Below are 9,298 nucleotides of genomic sequence, written 5' to 3'. Positions count from 1 at the left end.
TGTTCGACGAGGAGGCCTATCTGGCCCGCTGGGCCGACGTGCGCGCCGCGGTCGAGGCCGGGACGTTCCGCTCGGGCTACGAGCACTACCTCGAGTTCGGCTGGCGCGAGGACCGCGACCCCTCCGCCTGGTTCGACCTCTCCGCCTATCTGGAGCGCAACCCCGATGTCGCCGCCGCCGGCATCGACCCCCTGCGCCACTGGCTCGTCTGGGGCATCGGCGAAAACCGCATCGCCACCGCCGCCGACACGGGGCTCTGGCTCTCGTAGTCCCCGCCCCCTCTCCCGCGCGGGAGAGGGGGGGTCAACCCGGAACCCTCGTGCCCATTACCGTGGTTCCGCCATCGGCAGCGGTGAGGAAGGCGGTGCTTCCGGGGTGGCGGGCCAGCAGTCCCGCCGCCTCCCCCGGTGGCAGGACCGAGAGGGCGGTGGACAGGGCGTCGGCCGCGGTCGCCGTGGGGGCTGCGACGCTGACGCTGCGCCAGGGCGCCTCCGGCCGGCCGCTTGCCGGGTCGATCAGGTGGCCGAAACGGCCGGCCGGATCGAACACCGTGCCGGCGGCGGCGGAGGTGGCGACCGCGCCCCCGCTCAGGGCCAGCGGCCCGATCCCCGCGGCACCGTCCAGCCCGACCTGCCAGGGGCGGCCGTCGGGCCGCCGGCCCTGGGCCCGGATCTCCCCCATGTCCACCAGCACGTCGTCCAGCCCCTCCTGCCGCAGCAGTTCGGTGATGCGGTCGGTGATGTAGCCCTGGGCGATGCCGTTCAGGGTCACCTGCATGCCGGGCCGGGCGAAGGCGATCCTGCCGGCCCCGATCTCGACCGCCTGGAAGCCGACCAGCCGCCGGGCGGCCGCGATCTCGGCCGGAGCTGGGCCGGCGGGATCGGCGCCCGCCCGGGCGAAGTGCCGGGCGTGGAGCGACCAGAGCGGCTGCACCGTCATGTCGAAACGGCCGCCGCTGGCGCGGCCGAAGGCGGCCGCTTCCGACATCAGGCGCACCAGATCGGCGGGCGCGTCGTCCAGGCGGCCGTCCCGGTTCAGCCGGACCAGGGCGCTGTCCCCGCGGTAGAGGCTGAACACCCGCTCCAGCCGCGCCACCTCGGCAAGGCAGAGCCCGATCAGCCGGCGCGCCTCGGCCGCGTCGGGATGCACCAGCCGCAGGCAGGCATCCGCCCCCAGCGCCGTCCCGCGCCAGCCATGCAGCAGGCCGGCCCGCGCCGCGGCGGCAGCCGGCAGCAGGGCGAGGCCGGCGACGGCGGCGGTCAGGCCCAGGAAGCGGCGGCGGCTCCGGTCAATGCGTGCCATGGCCGCCTCCGCCGGGAGCCTGCGGTGGCATCGCGGCGGGAACGACCTCCACCTCGGCCGCGTCCGCCTCCAGGATCTCCGCCGGCGTGATGTCGGTGAAGCGGCGCACGCTGCCGCCATGCGCCTGCGCGAAGCGGCGGGCCGCCGCCTCCTCGGCGAAGGGGTACAGTTCGGCCCCGGTCATGGCGGCGGGGGCCCGGGCGCCGGTCACGTACCAGGCCTGCCGTGCCTCCACCCAGGCGCCGGGATCGGCGGCGTCCGGCGCTGTCGCCCGCCCCATGTCGGAGACGAAGGCGGCGGCGATGGTCTTCGGCTCCTCCGGCAGCATCAGGAAGGCGAAGGTGTCGCGCACCGAGGACAGCCAGACGGGCCGGCTGCGGCCACGGACATGCACCTGCCCCTTGGGGCCGGGATGGTCGGACAGGTTCATGCCGCAGTACTGGCCGACCGCGTCGGGCGGGATGGCGGCGGGGTGGATCGCCGCCTCGGCCTGGGGGTCGGCCCCGCAGCCGGACAGCAGCAGGGCGGCCAGGGCGGCCGTGGCGAGGGGCAGGCGCATCAGATCTGTCTCCGCGAGAAGATGAGGGCGGCGAGGCCGAGGGGCAGCAGCATCCAGCCGGCGAGGGCGGCCAGCAGCAGGCCCGGCGCGGGCGTGCCGTGGGCGGCCACGCCGGCCATGCCGGCATGGCGGCCGACCTCGGGCAGGCCGGCGAGATTGAAGAGACGGTAGGCGTCGGTCGGGTTGGCCAGCAGCAGCAGGTCCAGCAGCCCGCCGCCCAGCCCCTGGCCCTGGGTCGCCACCAGCAGGCCGAGCAGACCCATGTCGTAGAGCAGGACGAAGACCAGCCAGAGCGCCACGGCGATGCCGGCGGCCGTGCCGCGGTCACGCACACAGGTGCTGGCGAGATAGCCCAGGGAGACGAAGGCGCCGCCCAGCAGCACGCTCGATCCCAGCAAGGCAGCGAAGGCGGACCAGCTCTCCGGCGCGATCTCCGGCGTCGTGGCCCAGAGCACGGCGCCGGCGCTGCCGTAGCCGCACAGCGTGGCGAAGGCGATGATGCCGAGATGGCCCAGGAACTTGCCCAGCAGGGCCTGCCAGCGCGAGACCGGATAGCTCAACAGCAGCAGCATCGTGCCGCGGTCGATCTCGCCCACCACGGCGTCGAAGGACAGCAGCAGGGCCAGCAGCGGCAGCAGGAAGATGGTCAGGCTGGACAGGCTGACGATCGTCACCTCCAGCGGATTGACGCCGACGCTGCCGGTGGGCGCGCTGCCCAGGAAGGTCAGGGTCAGCGCCAGGGCCGCCAGCAGCAGCGTCGTGGCGGCGACCCAGCGGTTGCGCAGGCCGTCGCGCACCTCCTTGAGGGCGATGATCGGGACCGGGCTCATGCGGCGTCCTCACGGGTCAGGAAGTGGGCGTAGATCTCGTCCAGGCTGGGCGGCAGCACATGCAGGTCGGCCACCACGCCGGACCCCAGCAGGTGCCGCAGCAGCTCCAGCTTGTCCGCGGGGGCGCAGGCCAGCTCCACCACCGTGCCGCCCGCGGGCGGCAGGCCGTGACGGTCGCGTAGGCGGGCCGCCGCCTCAGGGTCGGCCGCCGTCAGCCGCAGCCGCACCGGCAGGTCGGCCAGCCGGCGCAGCGTGTCCAGGCAGCCCTCCGCCACCTTGCGGCCGCGGTTCATCACGACGACCCGGTCAGCCTGGCCCTCCAGCTCCGTCAGGGCGTGGCTGCACAGCAGCACCGTCGCTCCGGCATCGCGCAGCTCGCGCATGACGGTGTAGAAGCTGCGCCGCAGGGCGGGGTCCAGGCCGGTCGTCGGCTCGTCCAGCAGCAGCAGGCGCGGCGCCCCCAGCAGCGCCTGGGCCAGCCCCAGGCGCTGGCGCATGCCCTTGGAATAGGTGCCGATGCGGCGGTCGGCCGCCGCCCGTTCGAGCCCCACCCGTGCCAGCAGGGCCGGGCTGTCGCGGGTCGGCAGGCCCTTCAGCCGGGCGTAGAAGTCCAGGCATTCCCGCCCGCTCATGCCGGGATGGAAGGCGACGTTCTCCGGCAGGAAGCCGATCCGCTGGCGCAGGCGGGCCGCCTGCGCGCCGGCCGGGTCCTCGCCCAGGACGCGGAGGCTTCCCGCCGTGGCGTGGGTCAGGCCCAGCATCAGCTTGATCAGCGAACTCTTGCCGGCGCCGTTGTGTCCGACCAGGGCGACGCACTCGCCCGCGCGCAGGGTCAGGTCCACGCCGATCACGGCGTCCTGGGTTCCGTATCGCTTGGACAGGCCGCGCGTGGCCACGGTTTCGCCTGCGGTCATGGCCGGTCTCCTTCCGCCGCCGTGTGCAGGGGCGGCGCGTCCGCCGCGGCAAGGGCCGGCGGCGTCATCAGGGGGGCGCTGTCCACGACGCCGCCGGGGTGCAGGGCGGGGAACTGCTTCTGCGCCCAGCGGATCACCTGGATGGCGGGACTGTTCAGCAGCAGCTTCGCCTGCGGGTGTGCCCAGACCACCCGGTCCACCACGTCGTTGGGCCGGTAGGCCTCGTCCGCGATGCCGTCGCCGTCCAGGTCGAAGGCGGCGTTGTCGCTCCAGTAGTTGCCGACCCCGCCCTCGGACCAGTCGAGCGAGCGGGTGCCGACATACTTGACCTGGGTGCGGTTGCCGACGAAGGCGTTGCCGCTCAGGCTGTTGCGTTCGGAGCCGGCGGTGAAATGGATGCCGATCTCACAGCCCTCGAAGCGGTTGCCGCGCAGCACGTTCTTGTTGGCATTGTAGATGAAGACGCACTTGCCGGTGCCGAACCGCGGGGCGGTGGGGTCCGCATCGGTCTCCAGCGGCATGTCGGCGTCGCGGTCCTCCGACGGAGCGTCTGTGAGCGCCGTTCCGAACCGGCCCGCCACGACATTGCCTTCGATGCGGGAGCCGTTGGCGTAGTTCAGCAGCAGGCCGTGCTGGCGGTCGCCGCGGGAGAGGTTGTCCCGCACCACCAGCCGGTGCGAGTACATCAGCGCATAGCCGACATGGTTGCCGATCGAGCGGTTGCCGGAGATCTCGCTGTCGTTCGTGTACATGTAGTGGATGGCGAAGCGGACATCCCGGAAGTCATTGCCGTGGAACAGGTTGTTGCGGCTGGTGGTGACGAAGATGCCGTCGCGCCCGCCCTCCACCACATTGTCCACGACCCGGGTGCCGGGGGCGTTCCAGAGCTGGATGCCGTTGCCGCGCTCGCTCAGCCGCAGATCGCTGCGGCCGTGGATCGAGTTGCCCCGGATCAGGCTGTCCGCCGCCCCCCAGGCATAGATGCCGATCAGGTTGCCGCGCAGGACGTTGTCCTCGACCACCGCCCCGGTGGCGGTCCTGTCCAGGAAGATGCCGGAATTCTGGTCGAACAGGCTGTCGCCGGAGTTGCGGACCTCCAGCCCCCGCAGCGTCACGCCGGGGGCGGTGACGGTCAGGCTGTTGCCGGTTCCGCCGCCGTCGATCACGGCGCCGGGCTCCGCCGTCAGGGTCACGGGCACGGCGACCGTCACGGGTCCGGGATGGCGGCCCGGGCGAAGCACCAGCGTGTCGCCGGGACCGGCGGCGGCCAGCACCGCCGGCAGGGTGCCGGGCTCGACGCCGACGGTGGCCGCCGCGGCCGGCGGGCAGGGGAGCAGGCCCAGCGCCGCGGCGCCGGCCAGCAGAAGGGGGATCGGTCTGGGCACGGGAGCGGTCCTGGCAGCGGGAAGGCCCCTCCCCGCCGCGGGGTGCGGGGAGGGGAAACGGCGGGCTCAGGCGCTCTTCGGCTCGACGATCATGCGGCCGCCCATCTCCATGTGCAGCGCATGGCAGAACCACTGGCAGTAGTACCAGAAGACGCCGGGCCGGTCGGCGGTGAAGGTCACCGAGGAGGTCTGCTGCGGCCCGATCTCCATGGCGATGCCGTGGTTGGTCAGGGTGAAGCCGTGGGTCAGGTCGTCCACATCGTCGATGTTGGTGACGTAGACGGTGACCTCGTCGCCTTCCCGCACCGTGAACTCTTCCAGGGCGAAGACCGGGGCGTTGGAGTACATGTAGACCCGCACCTTGTCGCCGTCGCGGATCACCTTGCCGTCGGTCTCCAGCGTCACCCCGTCCGCCGCCGCCTGCCGGCGCGCGTCCTCCCACATCGGGTCGGCACGGTCGTAGACGCTGCGCGGATTGACCTTGGAGTGATGCACGATCAGCGTGTCGTGCGGTTCGGCGAAGGTCGGGCCGTCATGCACCAGCTTCATCTCGTCGCCGGAGATGTCGATGAGCTGGTCGTTCTCCGGCTTCAGCGGACCGACGTTCAGGAACCGGTCCTTGGAGAACTTGTTCAGGGAAATCAGCCACTTGCCGTCCGCCTCCCTGGTCTGGCCCATGGAGGAGTGCAGGTGCCCCGGCTGGTAGTGGACATCCAGCTTCTGCACGATGGGGGAGACGTTCTCGCCCGTATAGGCGCGCTTGGCCTTGTCGATGTTCCACTTCACGACCTGGCTGTCCAGGAACAGGGTCGTGTAGGCGTTGCCGCGGCCGTCATAGGCGGTGTGGAGCGGCCCGAGCCCGAGCTGCGGCTCCGCCACCACCACGTCGCGCGGCTTGATCCTGTCGTCGAACAGGTCATCGAAGCGGCGGACATCCATCACCGTCACGGTCGGCGACAACTTGCCGTTCGCGGTCAGGTGAATGCCGTCCGGGGCCATGTTGACGCCGTGCGGGCTGTTCGGGATCGGCACATAACGGGTGTAGGGGGAGCCGTGGCGGCCGTCCACCACCGGCACGCCGTTGATGACCTGCGCCTTGCCGCTGCGGACGGCTTCCTCGATGCGCTTCAGGTTGAAGACGACCAGCCAGTCCTGCTCCTTGGCCGTCATCTCCGCCAGCGTCACGCCCTCCTCGGAATTGTAGCAGGTGGAGAAGGCGTACTTGCCCTGGTAGTCGGCTTCCGTGTTGTCCAGGTTGCCGTCCACCCAGACCTGCCACGCCACCGTCATGGTGTCGCCGTCCACGGCGGTGAAGTGGGACCGGTAGCCCTTGGTGTCCGTCAGCCCCTTGCCGTCGTTCGGCGTCGGCACGCGCTGTTCGCCGTTGGCGAAGATGTAGCCGGTGCGCGGGTACTTCTGGAGCCGCAGCCCGTGGATGGCCGAGGCGTTGGGGATCTCGATGATCCTGTCGGCCCGCATGATGTCGCAGCGGATGCGCGCGATGCGGGTGTTGGCCTTGTCGTTGCAGAAGAGGTAGCGGCCGTCGTAGGTGCCGTCCGTGAACGACATGTGCGGGTGGTGCAGGTCGCCGTTCAGGTAGGACCCGCCCCGGCTCTCCAGGAACTTGCGGGTTTCGGGCAGCAGGCCGTCGGTCAGGATCTTCCGGCTCTCGTTGGTCAGGCCCCAGCCGGTGGCGCTGCACCGGTTGAAGACCGGGATGCGGATCAGCTCGCGCATCGAGGGCAGGCCCATGATGCGGATTTCGCCCGAATGTCCGCCGGAATGGAAGACATAGTACTCGTCCAGGTCGCCGGGCTTCACCTCGGTGACGCTGCGGCCACTGGCGGCGGCCGGTGCCGGGGCGACCAGCCCGCCGGCGGTGACGGCGGCACCGCCCAGGGCGCCGAAGCCGGCCAGGGCCGCGGCCTTGGCGGTGCCGCCCAGCAGGGCGCGGCGGTTGAGCCCTTCGGTCTTCTCGTTGCTGTCGTCCATGACGTGGCTCCTCGGGAAATCCGCTGTTGTCGGGGAAGGGGATGTGACCGGGTCAGGGCGCGGCCGGTCCGGCCGCCGGGGCCGTCCGGGCGGCGACCGCCGGCCGCGGCGTGGTCGTCGGGTCGGAGGTCAGGGCCGCGGCCTGCCGCGCCTTCTTCTTCAGGCGCGCCACCACGACCGGGCAGAGGCTCTGGTGGTGGTACAGCACCTGGCAGTTCAGGCACTGGATGCACTCGTTGGGATTGATGTGGCCTTCCGGGTGGATGGCCTGGACCGGGCAGTCGATGGCGCAGCGCTGGCAGGGGTTGCCGCAGTCGCGGTAGCGCCGCAGCCAGGCGAACATCCGCAGCCGGCCGGGGATGGCCAGCGCCGCCCCCAGCGGGCACAGGTAGCGGCAGTAGAAGCGCTCGATGAACAGGCCGGCGACCAGCAGGGCGACCGCGAACAGCACGAACCACCAGTCACGCAGGAAGTGCAGGATGATCGCCGTCTTGAAGGGCTCGACCTCGGCCGCCACCTCGGCCGTGCCCAGGCTGTGCAGCGACAGGCCGAACAGCACCAGGAAGATGATGTACTTCAGCGGCCAGAGGCGCTCGTGCAGGCCGAAGGGCACGGTGATCTGCGGCACCTTCAGCCGCCGCGCCAGCCGGTTGGTCAGCTCCTGCAAGGCGCCGAACGGGCAGAGCCAGCCGCAGAACGCCCCCCGTCCCCAGAACAGCAGAGACGCCGCCACTGAGAACCACAGGATGAACACCAGCGGGTCCATCAGGAAGTAGTCCCAGCGGAACTCGTGGCGCAGGGCCTCCACGAAGGTCAGGACGTTGACGACCGAAAGCTGGGCATGGGCGTACCAGCCCAGCCAGAGCAGGGTGAACAGCAGCACGCCGGTACGGACCCGGCCGAACAGACGGGGCCGGCGGACCAGCGCGTCCTGGAAGAAGAAGATCGCCGTGACCGCGCCGATGGCGGCCAGGGTCAGGGCGATGTCCAGCCGGCGCGTCTCCCAGATGCGCTGCCAGAGCGGCACCGGCCCGGCCGCCGGCGGGGTGGCGGTGGTCGCCGCGGCCTGCTGCATGGGTGCGGGGGCGGCGGGCGCGAGCGGCGCCAGATAGCTCTCCGGCAGGCGGTAGCCCAGGTCGAAGCTGACGAAACTCTTGTCCAGGGCGGCCACGGCCCGCTGGACCAGCAGTTGCAGCCGCCAGGGCGCCGCCGGGTCGAAGCTCATCGTCTCCGGCACGGCGAAGACGCCGATCTCCGCCAGCTCCGGCGCGCCGTCCGCGGCCAGCGACCCGACGCGGCGGTGCTGGCGGTCGCGGAAGCGGGTGCCGGCATCGCCCTGGACCAGTTCGATCCGGTCGAAGATGCCGCCGCGGACATAGCCCGAGCCCTTGAAGGAATAGCGGCCCGTGGCGCCGATCAGCAGCGCCTGCTGTCCGGGCTTCAGCGTGGCCGCCAGCGCGTCGTACCCGGCATCGCCCAGCAGGCTGCGGCCGATGCCGGGCACGCTGGCGACGGCCATGTAGAGGTCGATGAAGGTGTCGTCGTCGGGGCCCGGCTCCGGCCGCTCGATGGCATCGGCGCGGCCGGTGCGGGCGAAGGCGTCGTTCACCTCGGCCACGGTCAGGTGCAGGCGGCGGACGGAACCGTCCCCCAGCAGCGCCGACCAGTCCCGCCGCTCCGTCCGGTCCAGGGCGACGGTGCGCGGCGGCGGTGCCGGCGCGGCCATCCCGGCACCCGCCAGCCCCAGCGCCGCGGCCAGCTTCCGCGCCGACCGGACCATGCTGTCGCCGATGACCATGACCGTCACCGTGGCGCCCGACACGATGTCCACCGGCGGCTGCGACCTGTCCGACAGGTCGGGCGCGAAGACGTTCCGACCGACATAGCCGGCGATGAAGGTCTCCACCCGCGACACCGGAATGCCGACCAGCACGATCGGTTCATGGTGCCCGACGAGGCGGGCGCCGGCGATGGTGCCGTCCGGCGTCAGGCCGACGACCACGTCGATGGGGCGCCCGGAATAGCCGGTCGTGTCCACCAGATCGGAGGTCAGGTAGGCGTGGCCCAGCAGGTCCTGCCCGCGATAGACCGGCACGGCCGGCGCCCGCGGGTCCTGGGCGCCGAAGCGGTCGGCACCGGGAATCAACTCGGCCGGGGTGACACGATCCATGTATTCGTGAAGACGCGATGTGCCGCCGTCGCGTGATTCCGCGTTGGCAGCCGCCATTGCTGAAATATGAACGACCAGGATGAGCGAAAAGGACAGTAACCACTTCGGAAGCAGCGGGGAGGATCGCGTCGATCGCATAAGCCGGC

The 9,298-nt window shown here is 71.6% G+C and carries 7 protein-coding genes and 1 pseudogene; 1 reads left to right on the top strand and 7 read right to left on the bottom strand.

Annotated elements, in window-relative coordinates:
• Positions 1 to 269: pseudogene (locus tag ACFQPS_RS14045) on the top strand (M10 family metallopeptidase C-terminal domain-containing protein); the annotation flags it as partial.
• Positions 270 to 303: 34 nt separating this feature from the next.
• Here the strand turns inward: ACFQPS_RS14045 and ACFQPS_RS14040 are convergent.
• The 7 genes from ACFQPS_RS14040 to ACFQPS_RS14010 all read right to left on the bottom strand — a co-directional run bounded on the left by ACFQPS_RS14040 (position 304) and on the right by ACFQPS_RS14010 (position 9,152).
• On the bottom strand, positions 304 to 1,302 hold the full coding sequence (locus ACFQPS_RS14040; RefSeq protein ID WP_377359846.1) for an FAD:protein FMN transferase: 999 nt from the start codon (positions 1,300 to 1,302) through the stop codon (positions 304 to 306).
• Positions 1,289 to 1,861 carry a nitrous oxide reductase accessory protein NosL gene (locus tag ACFQPS_RS14035; RefSeq protein ID WP_377359845.1) on the bottom strand — a complete coding sequence of 191 codons (573 nt, stop codon included), beginning with the start codon at positions 1,859 to 1,861 and terminating at the stop codon, positions 1,289 to 1,291. Before ACFQPS_RS14035 ends, ACFQPS_RS14040 begins: the two co-directional genes overlap by 14 nt.
• Positions 1,861 to 2,691: an ABC transporter permease gene (locus ACFQPS_RS14030; RefSeq protein ID WP_377359844.1), complete on the bottom strand. Its 831-nt coding sequence runs from the start codon at positions 2,689 to 2,691 to the stop codon at positions 1,861 to 1,863. Before ACFQPS_RS14030 ends, ACFQPS_RS14035 begins: the two co-directional genes overlap by 1 nt.
• Positions 2,688 to 3,605, bottom strand: a complete 918-nt coding sequence (locus tag ACFQPS_RS14025; RefSeq protein ID WP_377359843.1) for an ABC transporter ATP-binding protein — start codon at positions 3,603 to 3,605, stop codon at positions 2,688 to 2,690. The genes ACFQPS_RS14030 and ACFQPS_RS14025 overlap by 4 nt, the downstream gene beginning before the upstream one ends.
• The gene (locus tag ACFQPS_RS14020; protein ID WP_377359842.1) at positions 3,602 to 4,990 is read right to left on the bottom strand and encodes a nitrous oxide reductase family maturation protein NosD; all 1,389 of its coding nucleotides are present in this window, start codon (positions 4,988 to 4,990) and stop codon (positions 3,602 to 3,604) included. Before ACFQPS_RS14020 ends, ACFQPS_RS14025 begins: the two co-directional genes overlap by 4 nt.
• Before the next feature lie 66 nt (positions 4,991 to 5,056).
• Positions 5,057 to 6,982: a TAT-dependent nitrous-oxide reductase gene (gene nosZ, locus ACFQPS_RS14015; protein ID WP_377359841.1), complete on the bottom strand. Its 1,926-nt coding sequence runs from the start codon at positions 6,980 to 6,982 to the stop codon at positions 5,057 to 5,059.
• 52 nt (positions 6,983 to 7,034) lie between these two features.
• Complete coding sequence (locus ACFQPS_RS14010; protein WP_377359840.1) at positions 7,035 to 9,152, bottom strand: 4Fe-4S binding protein; 2,118 nt, start codon at positions 9,150 to 9,152, stop codon at positions 7,035 to 7,037.
• Positions 9,153 to 9,298: the final 146 nt, after the last annotated feature.

Source organism: Rhodocista pekingensis (assembly GCF_042665545.1).
In the GTDB taxonomy this organism is placed as follows: Bacteria; Pseudomonadota; Alphaproteobacteria; order Azospirillales; family Azospirillaceae; genus Rhodocista; species Rhodocista pekingensis.
The sequence above is the reverse complement of the archived record's forward strand: the minus strand, read 5'-3'. Positions and strand labels throughout refer to the sequence as shown.